This window comes from Kitasatospora sp. NPDC057904, assembly GCF_042887925.1.
Taxonomy (GTDB): domain Bacteria; phylum Actinomycetota; class Actinomycetes; order Streptomycetales; family Streptomycetaceae; genus Kitasatospora.
This window is the reverse complement of sequence record NZ_JBHVOL010000002.1, coordinates 760,257-774,336: the sequence shown is the minus strand read 5'-3', so window position 1 is coordinate 774,336 and position 14,080 is coordinate 760,257. Positions and strand designations below refer to the sequence as shown.

The window sequence follows — 14,080 nt, the reverse complement described above, 5'->3', positions numbered from 1 at the left end:
CGGCCGGGGGCCGGGGGGAGGGCGCGCGCGAGCGGACCGACTGGCGTCAGCGCGCGCCGGGGCGGGGTGCGGAAAGCGGGGAACAGGGCCGACTGTGGCCCGGACTACTACTGGAGTCCATTTCTCTCGCCCCCTCCCGGTAGGTGTCGCTACGAACCACCAGTAGCGTAGCCCCCCTTTGTGAACTGACCGCCGATCTTGACGGAACCCTGGCGAAGGGCGCTCAGCAGCTGTGCGCGGCCGCGACGAGCCGCTCGCGGACCAGGGCGACGTGCGGATTGGCGGACGCAGCGGGACGCTGCACCAGGTACGCGGTGTTGATCGGCGGGTCCTCCGGCCGGTGCAGCAGGCGCAGCGCGCCCGAGGCGAGTTCGGCGCGGCACAGGTAGCTCGGCAGGACGCTCCAGCCGGCGCCCGCCGCCGTCGCGTTGACGACCGCCCGCAGGTCGGGGGCGGTGAGGGCGGCGCGGGCGTGCAGGCGCTCGCCGAACACGTGCCGCCAGTACCGGCGGGCGATCGGGAGGTCCGCGGCGTAGCTGAGCAGCGGGACGTCCGCGAGGGCGGCGGGCAGCTCCCGGCCGTCCAGGCGCTGCGCCCAGGCCGGTGCCGCGACGAGGACGAACTCCTCGTCGGCGAGCGGTTCCGCGTGCAGCGTCCGGCCGCGCGGGCGCCGGGTGGCGACGACCAGGTCGTGCCGCCCGGCGCGCAGCTCGGCGAGCAGGGGGTCGGTGAGGCCGGTGGTCACGCGTAGCTGGACGCCGTCGGCGACGAGCGGTGCGAGCGCGGGGAGCAGGACGGTGCCCAGGTACTCGGCGGGCCCGGCGAGGTGCACGGGCTCGGGGGTGCCGCCCGCCCGCTCGCCGGTGGCGTCGGCGAGCCGGTCGAGGGGGTCGGCGAGGCGGGCGGCGAGGTCGTCCGCGTACGGCAGGGCGGCGACGCCGCGGGCGCCGCGCTCGAACAGCTCCCGGCCGAGCCGCTGCTCCAGCGCGCGGATCTGCGCGGTGACCGTCGACTGGGACAGTCCGAGCCGGTGGGCGGCGGCCGTGAACGAGCCGGCGCGGTGGACGGCGAGGAAGGTCCGCAGTTGGTTCAGGTCCAGCGGGCCGGAGCCATGGATTTCCCGATCGCTCATGGCGCGAGCCTACGGGACGGCGATGGCCGGGGTGTCGTCCGGAGCCATCGGATTCCCGATACCGGACATCGCCCGGGCCATTGGTGGGCGATGGTGGAGCGCGTCTAGCGTCGGGCCGTGAGCACTCCGGCGGAGGACCGCCGGAGCGTCGGACCGCACCCCTGGAGACTGCACCATGGCCACCATCCTGTTCGTCGTGACCGGCGCCGACGTCTGGACGCTGAACGACGGCACCGCGCACCCGACCGGCTACTGGGCCGAGGAGGTCCTCGTGCCGTACCGCGCCTTCACCGAGGCCGGCCACCAGGTCACCGTGGCCACCCCGGGCGCCGTGGCGCCGGTCGCCGACCGGGCGAGCGTGCCCGACGAGGCGACGGCCGAGGCGATCGCCGCCGTCGCCGAGCTGCGGCGGCCGGTGAAGCTGGAGGACACCGACCCGGCCGACTACGACGCCGTGTTCTACCCCGGCGGCCACGGCCCGATGGAGGACCTGGCGGTCAGCCCCGAGTCCGGCCGGCTGCTGACCAGGGCGCTCGCCTCCGGCCGCCCGCTCGGCGTCGTGTGCCACGGCCCGGCGGCGCTGCTGGCCGCGCGGACCGAGGACGGCGGGTCGCCGTTCGCCGGCTACCGGATCACCGCCTTCACCAACGACGAGGAGCGCCAGGCGGGTCTCGCGGACAAGGCGCCGTGGCTGCTCCAGGACCGGCTGGTCGAGCTGGGCGTGGACTTCGCCGCGGGCGAGCCGTGGGCGCCGCACGTCGTCGTCGACCGCAACCTGGTGACGGGCCAGAACCCGGCGTCGTCGGCGGGGGCGGCCGAGGAGCTGCTGCGCCTGCTGGGCTGATCCGCCCGGCTGGTCGCCGGAGTTGGCCGGCGACGGGGAATCGCGGTACCGGCGGCGCCCGCCCCACAGCGGTCGGGCGCCGCCGGTCCGCTCCGGCCACCGTATCGAGCCTTCGCGGACGTCGGAGGCACCGACCCGCCGCCGGGGACTACCGGATGTCGCGGACGAAGACGATCGCGTCGGCCTGGCCGGTGGTGGCGGGATCGAGGGCGGCGTAGGTGTGGTCGGCCGGTACGCGCGGCGTCAGGTGCGGTGTGAATCGCGCGAGTTGGGCCGGTTCGAGGACGGACGTGTCGTGCGGGAGCGTCGACAGGAGCCCTTCGAGCGTGTCGGCCGGCGGGACGTCGGAGCCGCGGCTGCCGAAGGTGGTGGCCGCGTAGGCGTACCGGTCGCCGAGGCGGGTGCCGATGATCGCGCCCGCGCTCCACCACCGGGTGAGCCGGCCGGCGAAGCGCATGCTGCTCTCCTCCCGCTGGAGGTGGCCGTTGTGGGCGTAGGCGAGCGTCGGGCCGCGGTGCTCCTCGCGGCGGAGGACGGCGTCGAGGTTGTCGGCCATCATCGCGTCCCGCCGGGACAGGAGCATGGCGATGCGGGCGGGACCGGTGTCGGCCATGGCGGCGTGGTAGCGCAGGAGCCCGATGGTGGTGCGGGCGTGCAGCTCGGCGCGCCAGAAGGCGTCGGGGGAGGTCGCGGTCGTCAGGTGGGGAGCGTGTGCGGTGAGGAGCGCACTCAAGTCATCGGCGATCACGCGCAGTTCACGGGCCTGGGGGGTGCGGCCGATGGATTTGGCCGGGTCGTACATGATGGCCTCGTCCGTCCAGCGGCCGTCGTCGCCGAGGAGGGCGTCGAGGGTCGTGCGGTCGTACGGCGGGTCGAGGTGGGCGGCGACGTAGTCGTGCAGCGCGAGCAGGGACGGGCGCGGGCAGGCGGCGCCGGTGATCTCCAGCGGGCCGTCGAAGCCGTAGAAGCGGACCCGCTCAGCGTACGGGCACTGCCGGTTGAACTCGCGCATCCAGCGCAGGAGTTCACGATTGGCGGGCGAGGCGCCGAAGCCGTGGCTGAAGCCGTGGGCGACGGCGTCGTCGAGCGTGCCCACGCCGTCGGTGACGTACGCGTCGACGACGAGACCGGTGAGGCAGTCGCTCTCGATGGCGATCGAGCGGTAGCCCTCGTGCTCGACGAGGTGGCGGAACAGCTCGTTGCGCAGCTCGGGGAAGGCCTCGACACCGTGGGTGGGCTCGCCGAGGCCGAGGAGGCGGGTGGCGGGGGAGAGGAGCGCGGTGAGGGCGTGGCCAGAGAAGGGACGGGCCGCGTCCCGGATCGATGCGGTCATGACTTCAACCGTATCGTTGAAGCTCCGGTGTAAACTTTGGTGCCGTTTTGCGCGGTGAGATTGGAGTGAAGTCTCAAAGTGATGTTGCGACCCGTCGATCTGGCGCGCGAGCACGGCCTGTCCACGCAGGCGGTGCGCAACTACGAGGAGGCGGGTTTCCTGCCGCCGGCCGGGCGCACGGCGAGCGGCTACCGCGTCTACGGCCCGCGCCACGCCGCGGCGCTCAGGGCGTTCCTGGCGCTGCTGCCCGGGCACGGCCACGCGACGGCGGGGGCCGTCATGCGGGCCGTGCACGCGGGCGAGGTCGACGAGGCGCTGCGGCTGATCGACGCCGGTCATGCGCAACTGGCCGGTGATCGCGCCACGTTGGACGCGGTGGAGGAGGCGCTGCACGACCTCGTCCCGCCGCCGGGCCCAGATCCGACACGCGCCCCCGAACCGACACCCGACCCCGACCCCGAACCCGGCGGCACGTTCATCGGCCCGCTCGCGCACCGCCTCGGCCTGCGCCCGGCGACCCTGCGCACGTGGGAGCGCGCGGGCCTGGTCGTGCCCCGGCGCGACGCGCGCACCGGCTACCGCGTGTACGCCCCCGCCGATGTGCGCGACGCCCTGCTGGCCCACCAGCTGCGCCGTGGTGGACACGGCCTGGAGCGCATCGCGCAGGTGCTGGAACGCGTCCGGACGGCGGGTGGGCCGGAGCCCCTCCGGGCGACGCTGGGCGAGTGGCGCGACCGTCTGACGGCGCGCGGCCTGGCCCTGCTGGCGGGCGCGGCGGCACTGCACGCCTACCTGGCCGAGTTCCCCGTGGCCGAATTCCCCGAGGGCGGAGCCTGACCGGCGAGGTCGTACGGGTGGGCAAGCGCCCGGCCCGGCACGCGGCCGACCCGGGAGCCGGGGAGCCGGGGAGCCGGGCCACCCGGCAGGTGAGGGCATGGCAGGCTGGCGGCGTACCGCCGACGTACCGCCGAAGCCCGTGACCAGGAGCCCCGCCATGGACCGCCCGACCGCCGCCCTCCGCCTCGACGCCACCGCCTCCGGGCACCCGGCGGGCATCCTGGACGCCGCCGAGCAGGCCGAGCGCCGCGGCATGGACCGGCTGGTCGTCGCCGAGACCGCGTACGACCCGTTCCTCCAGCTCGCCCGCGCCGCCGACCGGACCGAGCGCATCGAGCTCGCCACCGGCATCGCGGTCGCCTTCGCCCGCACCCCGATGACGCTCGCCTACCAGGCGTGGGGCCTGCACGCGGCCTCCGGCGGACGTGCCGTCATCGGGCTGGGCTCGCAGGTCAAGACGCACATCGAGAAGCGCTTCGGGATGCCCTGGGACCGCCCCGCCGCGCGCATGCGCGAGTACGTCCACGCCGTGCGCGCGATCTGGGACAGCTGGCAGACCGGCGCGCGGCTGCGCTTCCGCGGCGAGTTCTACACGCACACGACGATGACCCCGGTCTTCTCGCCGGACCCGGTGTCCGGCGGGGTGCCCCGGATCCTCCTGGCCGGTGTCGGCCCGCTCATGACCCGCACGGCCGGCGCCGTCGCGGACGGCTTCCTCAGCCACCCGTTCTCGTCCCCGACCTACCTGGCCGAACAGGTGCTGCCCGGCCTGACCGAGGCCCGGACGGCTGCCGAGGCGGAGGGCGCCGCGTGGACGGCGCGCCCGTTCGAGATCGCCGGGAGCGTCCTCACCGCCACCGGGCGGACGGAGGAGGAACTGGCCGCCAACCGCGCCGCCGTCCGCGAGCGGCTCGCCTTCTACGCCTCCACGCCGGCCTACCGCCCGGTGCTCGCCCAGCACGGCTGGGAGGACCTCCAGGAGCGCCTGCACCCGCTCTCCGTGCGCGGGCGCTGGCAGGAGATGGCCGCCATGATCGACGACGAGGTCTTCGACGCCTTCGCGGTGTCCGGCCCGGTGGAGGACGTCGCCCGCGAGATCACCCGCCGCTACGCGGGCCTCTTCACCCGGCTGTCCGTCAGCCTCCCGGAGGACGCCGACCCGGCGCTGGGGCTGGACGTCCTGGCGGCGGTGCGGGCACACGGGTGAGAACGCGGGGGCGGGGGCGGGTGCAGGGGCGGGGGCCGGGGGTCAGCCGGTCTTCCGCAGCAGCGCGATCTGGGTCACGACGCCCGCCCGGCTGACTCCGTAGTGGATCGTGCCGTCCCGCTCGATGACGAGCGTGCGGCGGTCGGTCGCGTCGCCGCCCGTGCACGCGCCGCCGGGCGTGCCCCGCACCAGCCGCGAGGTGTAGGTCAACGAGATCGACGAGACCTCGACGAGCGTCCACACGGCCTCGCAGCGGATGGCTCCGTTGTCGAGGCGCGATCCCGTGCTCTGGTCGCCGATGCCGCCCGTGCCGACGGTGAGGGTGACGACGCCGGCCGGAGTGTTGTTCGAGTAGAGGGCCTGACCGCTCCAGGTCCCGAGGTAGGCGGCCGGCACGACGTTCCGTCCGGCGCCGCCGCCGGGCACCCCGGGCGCCGTCGCGCTGGTGACCGGCGCGGATCCGGAAGTGGACGTCTGCGCCTCCCGGTGCGTCAGCGCGTACCCCGCGGCGGCGATCAGCAGCACGACCAGCACGACGAGCACCAGGACCAGCCACCCGCGCCGCCGGTGCGGGGGCCGGTACCGCGGCGGGCCGTAGACCGGGATGGGCTGGGGCGGGAGGTGCCGCCAGTGTCTCGTGGGGGCGGGTCTCGTGGGGGCGGGGCGCGTCGGGGCGGTGGGGTGGCGGCGGGGCACGGTCGGGGCGGGGCCCGGTGGCGGCACCGTCGGCCTGCGCGGTGTGGGCGTCGGGCGGGGCGCCGGCTCCGGGCGGGGCGGTGCCGACGTCGGCCGGGGCGGCACGGCGTGGGTCGTCCCGGTCCCGTCCGCCTCCAGGTCGAGCAGCCGGGCGGCCGCCCGTCCGATCGCGGCGGCCACCGGCGCCGGCAGCCAGCTCCCCGTCGCCAGGTCCCTGGTGGCCTCGCGGTCGTCGTCCAGCCAGGCGCGCAGCAGCTGTGGCGACGGGCGCGCGGCCGGGTCCTTGGCGAGGCAGCCGAGGAGGTTCCGGCGCAGCGTCTCCTCCACCAGCAGGAGATCGGGCTGCTCGTACACCGCGCGGAAGAGTACCGCCGGGGCCACTCCCTCCCCGTACGGGAGCACACCCGTCGCCGCGTACGCGAGCACGGCGCCGAGCGAGAACACGTCACTCGCCGGCCCGACCTTGCTCCCCCGGGTCTGCTCCGGCGACATGAAGCCGGGCGAACCGACCGTGTAACCGGGCCTGGTGAGACTCGTGTTGGCGTCCAGGGCGCGGGTGATGCCGAAGTCGATCAGGCGCGGGCCGTCCGGGGCGAGCAGCACGTTGGACGGTTTGACGTCCCGGTGCACCAGCCCGAGCGCGTGCACGTGGGCGAGCGCCTCCGCGAGCCGGGCGCCGAGCGCCCGCACCGACGCCCCGGGCAGCGGCCCGAACTGCCGCACGGCGGCGCTCAGGGACGGTCCGGCGACGTACCCGGTGGCCACCCAGGGCCGGTCGCCCTCGGTGTCCGCGTCCAGCACCGGTGCCGTCCACTCCCCGCCGACCCGCCGGGCGGCGTCCACCTCCCGCCGGAACCGCGCCCGGAACTCCCGGTCCCCGGCCAGTTCCGGGCGCACCACCTTGACGGCCACCGTCCGCCCCCGCGCCGACCGCCCGAGGTACACCCGCCCCATCCCGCCCGCGCCGAGCCGGCCCAGCAGCCGGTACTCGCCCACCCGCCGCGGATCGTCATCCTCCAGCGACTGCATGCGCCACGCTCCCCTCGGCCCGCCCGGAGGCACACGGTACCGGTCCCAATATCCGGGTGTGGCAGGGTTGTTGTCACAGATCGGCGACCACGGCGGGTGCGCCTCCCGGACCTGCCGGTACGCTGGGCCGATGCTGCTCCCCACCGTCCCGCGCACACGCGTGCGGGCCGCCGCCAGGCCCGTCATGGACACACCCTTCGGCGCGGTGGCCTTCACGACGACGATCGGGGACACCGCACTCCCGCCGCTGCCCGACGAGCTGTTCGCCCTGCCGGGCGGGAGGACGGTCGCGCGCTGGAGGCACCACGCGGCGCGCGTCGAACTGCTGCTGACCCCGTACGACCCCGAGCTGGACCCCGAGGTGTGGGGCCCGCTGACCGACTGCCTCGCGGCGGTGTGGCGGATCGACGCCGGGTCGCCGCCGGGAAGGGTGACGTTCTCGGCGGGACTGCCCGCGCGGCTGCCGGACGGCGCCGACGCCGGCTGGGACGGCGGACAGGGCCTGGCCGCGGTCACGGTGGAGCACGACACGACCCGCCTCACCCTCGGCGGCCCCGACGAGGAGGGGATCTGCCACGCCGCGGCCACGACGGCCGCGGCGCCCCGCCGCTGGGCGGGTCTGATCGGCGAGGTCTACCGGAACTCCTGCACCACGTGGGGCGTCGACTTCGCCGACCACCACGGCATGACCTGGACCCTCCCCCCGCTGGAGGCCGGCGACCACTGCGAACTGCCGGTCGTGGCCGCCTGGACCTCGGTGGAGGACGAGACGGAGAACACCTGGTACGCCGTCGGCTCGTCCTCAACCGTGCTGCTACGTCAGGTGGTTGACTCGTGCATGCGCTGACTCAGAGGAAGTAGAGGCGGCTCAGCGGCACCTCCTCGGCCGGGTTGGAGTGGAGAGGGGTGCCGTCGAGGGTGACCAGGCCCGTGTGGGGGTGGACATCGACGGCGCCCAGGCGGGTGTTGTGGATGAGGTCGGCCGGTCCGATGCCCCGGGTGCCGCGGACTCCGACCCGGCGGCGGCGGGTGGTCATGGTGTCGTGGGGGCGGTCGAAGGTGCCGGATTCGGCGGCGGCCTGGCTGGTGAAGGCGACGGAGAGGTCGGCCGGGGTGGCGCCGTGGGCGCCGAACAGGGGGCCCAGGACGAGGGGTTGGCAGGTCTCGGTGGCGGCGTTGGGGTCGCCGGTGACGCCGTAGGCGGGGAAGCCGGCCTTTAGCACCATCTGCGGCTTCGCGCCGAAGAACGCCGGCTGCCACAGCACGATGTCGGCGAGCTTGCCCACCTCGATCGAGCCGACCTCGTGCGAAAGCCCGTGCGCGATGGCCGGGTTGATGGTGAGCTTCGCGACGTAGCGCAGCACGCGGGCGTTGTCGTCGTCCGGGCCGTCGCCGGCCATCGGGCCGAGCTCGGCCTTCATCTTCCCCGCGACGGCGAAGGTGCGCCGGACGGTCTCGCCGGCGCGGCCCATGCCCTGGGCGTCGGAGGAGGTGATGCCGATGGCCCCGAGGTCGTGCAGGACGTCCTCGGCGCCCATGGTGCCGGCGCGGATGCGGTCGCGGGCCATGGCGGCGTCGCCGGGGAGGTCGGTCTTGAGGGCGTGGACGGAGACGATCATGCCGTAGTGCTCGGCGATCGCGTCCCGTCCGAAGGGGAGCGTCGGGTTGGTGGAGGAGCCGATGACGTTCGGCACGCCGGCCATCTTGAGGACGTTGGGGACGTGCCCGCCGCCGCAGCCCTCGATGTGGAAGGCGTGGATGGTGCGGCCCTCCAGTACGCTGAGGGTGTCCTCGACGGACAGGCACTCGTTCAAACCATCGGTGTGCAGCGCCACTTGGACGTCATGGACCTCCGCGACACGCAGCGCGGTATCGAGCGCGCGGGTGTGCGCGCCCATGTCCTCGTGCACCTTGAACCCGCACGCGCCGCCCTCGGTCAGCGCCTCCACGAGCGGTGCCGGGTGGGAGGACGAACCCCGCGCCAGGAAACCGATGTTGACCGGCCACGCGTCGAAGGCGTTGAAGGCGTGCCGCAGCGCCCACGGGGAGTTGACCCCGACGCCCCACGCCGGCCCGATCTCCTGGCCGATGATCGTGGTGACGCCGGAGGCGAGGGAAGCCTCCATGATCCGCGGGGACATGAGGTGCACGTGGGTGTCGACCGCCCCGGCGGTGGCGATCAGGCCCTCGCCGGAGACGATCGTCGTGCCGGTGCCGACCACGACGTCCACGCCGTCGAGCGTGTCGGGGTTGCCGGCGCGGCCGATCGAGGCGATCCGGCCCTCCCGGATGCCGATCGAGGTCTTGCGGATGCCCTGGACCGCGTCGATGACGAGGACGTTGCTGATGACGACGTCGCAGGTGTCGCGGACGGCTGCGGCCTTGAGGTGCAGTCCGTCGCGCCCGGTCTTGCCGAAGCCGACGAGGAACTCGTCGCCCGGCCGCTGGGAGTCCGACTCCACCCGGACGACGAGGCCGCTGTCGCCGAGCCGCACCCGGTCCCCGGCGCGGGGGCCGTGCACGGCGGCGTACTCGGACGGTTCGATGCTCATCGCGCGTTCTCCTGGTCGTCCGTGGCCTCGGTGACCCCGAGGTAGCCCTGCTCGGCGGCCCGGCGCAGGGCCTCCCGCCGGACCCGGGGCGAGTCGAGCGGTCCGTCGACGAGCCCCGCGAACCCGATCGCGACGCGCTCGCCGCCGATCGGCACCAGGCCGGCCTCGACGACCGCGCCCGGGTCGAACCGGAGCGACGACCCGGCCGGGACGGCCAGGTGCATGCCGTACGCGGCGGCCCGGTCGAAGTCGAGGCGCGGGTTGGCCTCGAAGAAGTGGAAGTGCGAGGTGACCGAGACCGGCACGTCGGCGGTGTTGCGCACGGAGACCGTGCACACCGGCTCGGGGTCGCCGGGGGCGTCGCCGGCGGGGAGCACGGCGCCGGGCGCGGCGTCGGCGAGGGTGGCGCCGTCGAACGGGTCGGCGACGACGGCCAGCCGGGTGCCGTCGTCGAACACCGCCTCGACGTGGATCTCGGTGACGAGGTCGGGCACGCCGGGCAGGACGTCCTCCGGGCCGAGGACGGAGCGCCCGCGCGCGACGGCCTCGGCGAGCCGCAGGCCGTCCCGGGCCGCCTCGCAGACGGTGTCGGCGATGAGCGCGGTGGCCTCGGGGACGTTGAGCCGCAGGCCGCGGGCGCGGCGGGCGCGGGCGAGCTCGGCGGCCGTGAAGATCAGCAGCCGGTCGCGTTCGGTGGGGGTCAGCCGCACGGTGGGTCGTTCTCCTCGGGCACGTGGGTGGGGGTGGGGCGCCGGGCTACGCCGGGGGCGGGGCGCCGGGTTCAGCCGGCGGGCTGGTCGTGGGTGGAGCAGTGGATGCCGCCGCCCCCGGAGGCGATGGTGTCGATCTGGAGCGGGACGATCTCGCGGCCGGGGAAGTGGTCCCGGAACACGTCCTGGGCGTGGTCGTCGGCCTTGGGGTCGCCGAAGAGCGGCAGGTAGACGCCCTTGTCGCCGATGTAGAAGTTCATGTACGACGAGACGAAGGCGTCGCCGCGCCCGGTGATCCTGTCCGGGTTGGGCTGGCTGATCTCGATGACCTTGAGCTTCTTCCCGGTGGCGTCGGTGGCGTCGGCGAGGACGGAACGCGCCTGGTCCGCCGCGCGGGACCACACGTCCGGCGGGGTGCCGGGGAAGGCCCGGTCGAGGAACACGACGCCGGGTGCGGCGAAGCGGGCGAGGCAGTCGACGTGGGCGTCGGTGATGTCCTTGCCCTTGACGCCGGCCAGCCAGATCACCTTGGTGATGCCGAGGGCCTGCTTGAGCTCGGCCTCGACCTGGTCGCGGGTGCGGCCGGGGTTGCGGTTGTCGTTGACGACGGAGCTCTCGGTGATCAGCAGGGTGCCCTGGCCGTCGCTCTCGAAGGAGCCGCCCTCGGCGGTGATCGGGGTCTCGATCCGCTCGATGCCGTACCTGTCGAGCACCGCGCGGGCGAGGCGGGCGTCGTTGGTGTGCTCCTGCTTGCCGCCCCAGCCGCTGAAGTTGAAGTCGATGCCCTTGACCTTTCCGCCCTCCTCGACGAACACGGGCACGGTGTCGCGGGCCCACAGGTCGTCGACGGGGGCGGAGAGCAGTTCGACGGCCGACCCGCAGGCCTTGCGGGCGGAGGACTCCTGGCCGGGGCGCACGAGCAGGACCAGCGGCTCGCGCTCGGCGATCGCGTTGGCCACCTCGGCGATGTCCTTGCGGACGCCCCCGAGCTGCTCGCCCCACACGTTCTCGGAGGCGGGCCAGGCCATGAACGTCCGCTCGTGCTTCTCCCACTCGCCGCCGAGCCGGCGCCCGCGCGCGGCGGCCGGGGCGGTGGGCGACGGCTCGACGGGAGCCGCGCCGGTCGGCTGGTCGGCGGCCCCGGAGGACGGGGCGGCGGGCTCGTCCGGGTCGCCCGTGGAGGCGCAGGCGGTGGCGCCGAGGGCGAGCAGACCCGCGCCGGCGAGGGAGCGCAGCACCGTGCGGCGCGCGAGGGGGGAGAAGGACACGGTGTACTCCGGTGGGGCTCTGGGCGGCGAATCGGCTTCGGCGGGGGAAACGGCTCGCTGGGGCGGCTTCTCGACCTCGCCTGGCTCGAACTCTCGCACTGACTGAAAAATCAGTCAAGCCTGCTCGTGGGGCGTGCACGGGAGGCCGACGTCTGCCGGCCGAAACGTCGGTTGTGCGGGCGCGGCCGACTTTCGGGTGTGGTTTCCCCGGAAGTCGTCGCGCGCACACCGCCGACGTGGCATCCTGCCACCGGTCGATCACACTGCGTATCAGAGGAGTTGCTTGCCATGTCCAACGTCCCCGCGGAGCTCAAGTACACCGACGAGCACGAGTGGGTGCGTACGGAAGCCGACGGAACGTTGACGATCGGCATCACCGACCACGCCCAGTCGACGCTCGGGGACATCGTGTTCCTGGAGATGCCTCCGGTGGGCAAGCAGGTCAAGGCGGGTGACGCCATCGGCGTCGTGGAGTCGGTCAAGGCCGCCTCGGACTTCTACAGCCCGGTGAGCGGTGAGGTCGTCGCGGTGAACGCCGATGCCGTCGACACTCCCGAGGAGGTGAACGCCGACCCGTACGACGTCTGGCTGTTCAGGATCAAGCTGGCGAAGGACGCCACCACCAACGGCCTCCTCGACGCCGCCGCGTACGCGAAGCTGGTCGGCTAGCGCTCCGGCACCGGCGCGGGTGACGGCTCGGCAACCGCCTCGGCCGGTCGGGCCGTCGCTCAGCCGGTGCGGCGGTAGCGGTCGAGGGAGACGGTGACCGGGCCGTCCGGGCCCGCCGTGGACAGGACGCGGACGATGGCGAGGTCCTGGCCGTCGGCGGAGCGCAGGCAGAAGGCGCCGCGCGGGCCGAGGGTGCCGAAGGGGACGCGGGCGGCGGGGCGGCTGCCGAGGCCCTTGAGGCACTCGGCGAGGCCGAGGCCGGAGTCCCGCCCGATGTAGGAGTCGGCGGTGTCGGGGTAGAGGAACTCGCCGGCGCTGCGGGCGACGTACCAGGTCGCGCTGTCGGTCGGGACGACGGTGCCGGTGGCGAGGTCGAACTCGTAGCCGGAGTCCGCCGAGGTCAGCTCGACGCCGCGGTAGGCGGCGGTGTAACCGGTGGGTGCGGCCGAGGTGCTGGACGCCGCGCCCGTCGGGGCCGGGGTCGGGGCGACGGAGGTCGGGGCCACCGAAGGCAGCGGCGCGGGCGGGGTGGACGGCGCGCCCGCCACCGGCGGCTCGGCCGGTGCCGCCTCCGTGTCGGGGATGTCGAGCAGGTACAGCATCCCGGCGGCGCCGACGGCCAGGGCCACCGTGGCCGTGAGCGCCGTCCGTCCGAGCGCGCGTTTGCGGCCGCCCTTGGCCCTGGCCCTGCCTCTCGACTCGAGGGTGACGACAGGAGCGGGGGCGGGTGCGGGCGCGGGCGAGGGCACGGGCATCGCGACGGCCGTGGGGTTCGGCGGCGTCGCCGGCCCCCGCACCGTCTCGGCCGCGTGCACGCCCGCGCGCGGCACCAGGGCCGTCGGCGCCTCCGCTGGCACCCGGGGCAGATCGGCGTGGCGGGTGATCTGCCCGGCGACCGGGTGCGGCAGCCAGTCCTCGCCGAAGGTGAGGTGCCCGCCCACGGCCGGGTGGCTGCGCGCGGCGGCGATCACCTCGGCGGTGGTCGGCCGGTCCTCGGGCCGCTTGGCGAGGCAGCGTCCGAGCAACTCGCGCAGGCCCGGCGGAACGCGGCCGAGGTCGGGTTCCTCGTGGACCGTCCGATACAGCGCGGCGAGGTCGGGGCCGTCGCCGAAGGGCGGGGTGCCGCCGGCCACGTGGACGGCGAGGGCGCCGAGGGCGTGGACGTCGGTGGCCGGGGTCGCGGTGCGGCCCATGGCCTGCTCGGGGGCCATGTAGGCGGGCGAGCCGATGCGCAGCCCGGTGCCGGTGAGGGCGCCGGCGTCGGCCGCGCGGGCGATGCCGAAGTCGATCACCCGGGGGCCGTCGGGGGCGATCAGGACGTTGCCCGGCTTGAGGTCGCGGTGGACGACGCCGCTGGCGTGGATCGCCTGGAGCGCCTCGGCGATGCCGGCCACGAGCAGCAGGACGGTCCGTTCCGGGAGCGGCCCGAAGCGCTGGACCACCTGCTGGAGCGAGGGGCCCGGCACGTACGTCGTGGCCAGCCACGGGGTGGCGGCCTCCACGCCCGCGTCGACGACCTGTGCGGTGTAGAGCCCGTGGATGCGCTGCGCGCTGGCGACCTCCTGGGCGAACCGGGCCCGGAACTCCGGGTCCTCGGCCAGCTCGGGCCGGACCACCTTGAGCGCGACGGGCCGGCCGCCCGGGGTGTACGAGAGGTAGACCCGGCCCATGCCGCCGGCGCCGAGCCGCGCGTACAGCCGGTAGCCGCCGACCTCGCGCGGGTCGTCGCCGGTCAGCTCCTGGAAGGCCGACGGCAGGGCGAAGGGGGATCGGTCAGCGGACATGCGGGCTGCCTCTCTCGGC

Annotated in this window: 12 protein-coding genes; 5 read left to right on the top strand and 7 right to left on the bottom strand. The window is 74.9% G+C overall.

Annotated features, from left to right (window positions below):
• Positions 1-223 precede the first annotated feature (223 nt).
• Positions 224-1,132 (bottom strand): LysR family transcriptional regulator, encoded by a 909-nt coding sequence (locus ACFVSN_RS08795; RefSeq protein WP_387954182.1) that lies wholly within the window; start codon positions 1,130-1,132, stop codon positions 224-226.
• A gap of 175 nt (positions 1,133-1,307) precedes the next feature.
• Here ACFVSN_RS08795 and ACFVSN_RS08790 point away from each other — a divergent pair, with 175 nt between their 5' ends.
• Complete coding sequence (locus ACFVSN_RS08790) at positions 1,308-1,976, top strand: type 1 glutamine amidotransferase domain-containing protein (RefSeq protein ID WP_387954180.1); 669 nt, start codon at positions 1,308-1,310, stop codon at positions 1,974-1,976.
• A 148-nt stretch (positions 1,977-2,124) separates the two neighbouring features.
• On the opposite strand, the gene ACFVSN_RS08785 is transcribed toward ACFVSN_RS08790, so the two are convergent.
• On the bottom strand, positions 2,125-3,309 hold the full coding sequence (locus ACFVSN_RS08785) for an erythromycin esterase family protein (RefSeq protein WP_387588437.1): 1,185 nt from the start codon (positions 3,307-3,309) through the stop codon (positions 2,125-2,127).
• 81 nt (positions 3,310-3,390) lie between these two features.
• Here ACFVSN_RS08785 and ACFVSN_RS08780 point away from each other — a divergent pair, with 81 nt between their 5' ends.
• Together ACFVSN_RS08780 and ACFVSN_RS08775 are read left to right on the top strand one after the other, a co-directional pair.
• The gene (locus ACFVSN_RS08780; protein WP_387588439.1) at positions 3,391-4,146 is read left to right on the top strand and encodes a MerR family transcriptional regulator; all 756 of its coding nucleotides are present in this window, start codon (positions 3,391-3,393) and stop codon (positions 4,144-4,146) included.
• A gap of 157 nt (positions 4,147-4,303) precedes the next feature.
• Positions 4,304-5,353 (top strand): TIGR03617 family F420-dependent LLM class oxidoreductase, encoded by a 1,050-nt coding sequence (locus tag ACFVSN_RS08775; RefSeq protein ID WP_387588441.1) that lies wholly within the window; start codon positions 4,304-4,306, stop codon positions 5,351-5,353.
• 42 nt (positions 5,354-5,395) lie between these two features.
• Here ACFVSN_RS08775 and ACFVSN_RS08770 read toward each other — a convergent pair whose 3' ends face one another.
• Positions 5,396-7,078: a serine/threonine-protein kinase gene (locus tag ACFVSN_RS08770; protein WP_387588443.1), complete on the bottom strand. Its 1,683-nt coding sequence runs from the start codon at positions 7,076-7,078 to the stop codon at positions 5,396-5,398.
• A 130-nt stretch (positions 7,079-7,208) separates the two neighbouring features.
• Here ACFVSN_RS08770 and ACFVSN_RS08765 point away from each other — a divergent pair, with 130 nt between their 5' ends.
• Positions 7,209-7,925 carry a hypothetical protein gene (locus ACFVSN_RS08765; protein WP_387588445.1) on the top strand — a complete coding sequence of 239 codons (717 nt, stop codon included), beginning with the start codon at positions 7,209-7,211 and terminating at the stop codon, positions 7,923-7,925.
• A 1-nt stretch (position 7,926) separates the two neighbouring features.
• On the opposite strand, the gene ACFVSN_RS08760 is transcribed toward ACFVSN_RS08765, so the two are convergent.
• From ACFVSN_RS08760 to ACFVSN_RS08750, 3 genes are all read right to left on the bottom strand, one after another.
• Positions 7,927-9,630, bottom strand: a complete 1,704-nt coding sequence (locus tag ACFVSN_RS08760) for an urease subunit alpha (protein WP_387588447.1) — start codon at positions 9,628-9,630, stop codon at positions 7,927-7,929.
• Complete coding sequence (ureA, locus tag ACFVSN_RS08755; RefSeq protein WP_387588449.1) at positions 9,627-10,340, bottom strand: urease subunit gamma; 714 nt, start codon at positions 10,338-10,340, stop codon at positions 9,627-9,629. Before ureA ends, ACFVSN_RS08760 begins: the two co-directional genes overlap by 4 nt.
• Before the next feature lie 71 nt (positions 10,341-10,411).
• Positions 10,412-11,608 (bottom strand): agmatine/peptidylarginine deiminase, encoded by a 1,197-nt coding sequence (locus ACFVSN_RS08750; RefSeq protein ID WP_387954179.1) that lies wholly within the window; start codon positions 11,606-11,608, stop codon positions 10,412-10,414.
• A gap of 288 nt (positions 11,609-11,896) precedes the next feature.
• Between ACFVSN_RS08750 and gcvH the strand changes: the two genes are divergently transcribed.
• Positions 11,897-12,277, top strand: coding sequence for a glycine cleavage system protein GcvH (gene gcvH / locus ACFVSN_RS08745; protein WP_380437115.1), 381 nt, complete (start codon positions 11,897-11,899; stop codon positions 12,275-12,277).
• Positions 12,278-12,336: 59 nt separating this feature from the next.
• Here the strand turns inward: gcvH and ACFVSN_RS08740 are convergent, their stop codons facing one another.
• Positions 12,337-14,061: a protein kinase gene (locus ACFVSN_RS08740; protein WP_387954178.1), complete on the bottom strand. Its 1,725-nt coding sequence runs from the start codon at positions 14,059-14,061 to the stop codon at positions 12,337-12,339.
• Positions 14,062-14,080: the final 19 nt, after the last annotated feature.

Bases quoted from the DNA above. Each gene is read 5' to 3' on its own strand.
- ACFVSN_RS08795 (WP_387954182.1), bottom strand. From the start codon at position 1,132: ATGAGCGATCGGGAAATCCATGGCTCCGGCCCGCTGGACCTGAACCAA.
- ACFVSN_RS08790 (WP_387954180.1), top strand. From the start codon at position 1,308: ATGGCCACCATCCTGTTCGTCGTGACCGGCGCCGACGTCTGGACGCTG.
- ACFVSN_RS08785 (WP_387588437.1), bottom strand. From the start codon at position 3,309: ATGACCGCATCGATCCGGGACGCGGCCCGTCCCTTCTCTGGCCACGCC.
- ACFVSN_RS08780 (WP_387588439.1), top strand. From the start codon at position 3,391: ATGTTGCGACCCGTCGATCTGGCGCGCGAGCACGGCCTGTCCACGCAG.
- ACFVSN_RS08775 (WP_387588441.1), top strand. From the start codon at position 4,304: ATGGACCGCCCGACCGCCGCCCTCCGCCTCGACGCCACCGCCTCCGGG.
- ACFVSN_RS08770 (WP_387588443.1), bottom strand. From the start codon at position 7,078: ATGCAGTCGCTGGAGGATGACGATCCGCGGCGGGTGGGCGAGTACCGG.
- ACFVSN_RS08765 (WP_387588445.1), top strand. From the start codon at position 7,209: ATGCTGCTCCCCACCGTCCCGCGCACACGCGTGCGGGCCGCCGCCAGG.
- ACFVSN_RS08760 (WP_387588447.1), bottom strand. From the start codon at position 9,630: ATGAGCATCGAACCGTCCGAGTACGCCGCCGTGCACGGCCCCCGCGCC.
- gcvH (WP_380437115.1), top strand. From the start codon at position 11,897: ATGTCCAACGTCCCCGCGGAGCTCAAGTACACCGACGAGCACGAGTGG.
- ACFVSN_RS08740 (WP_387954178.1), bottom strand. From the start codon at position 14,061: ATGTCCGCTGACCGATCCCCCTTCGCCCTGCCGTCGGCCTTCCAGGAG.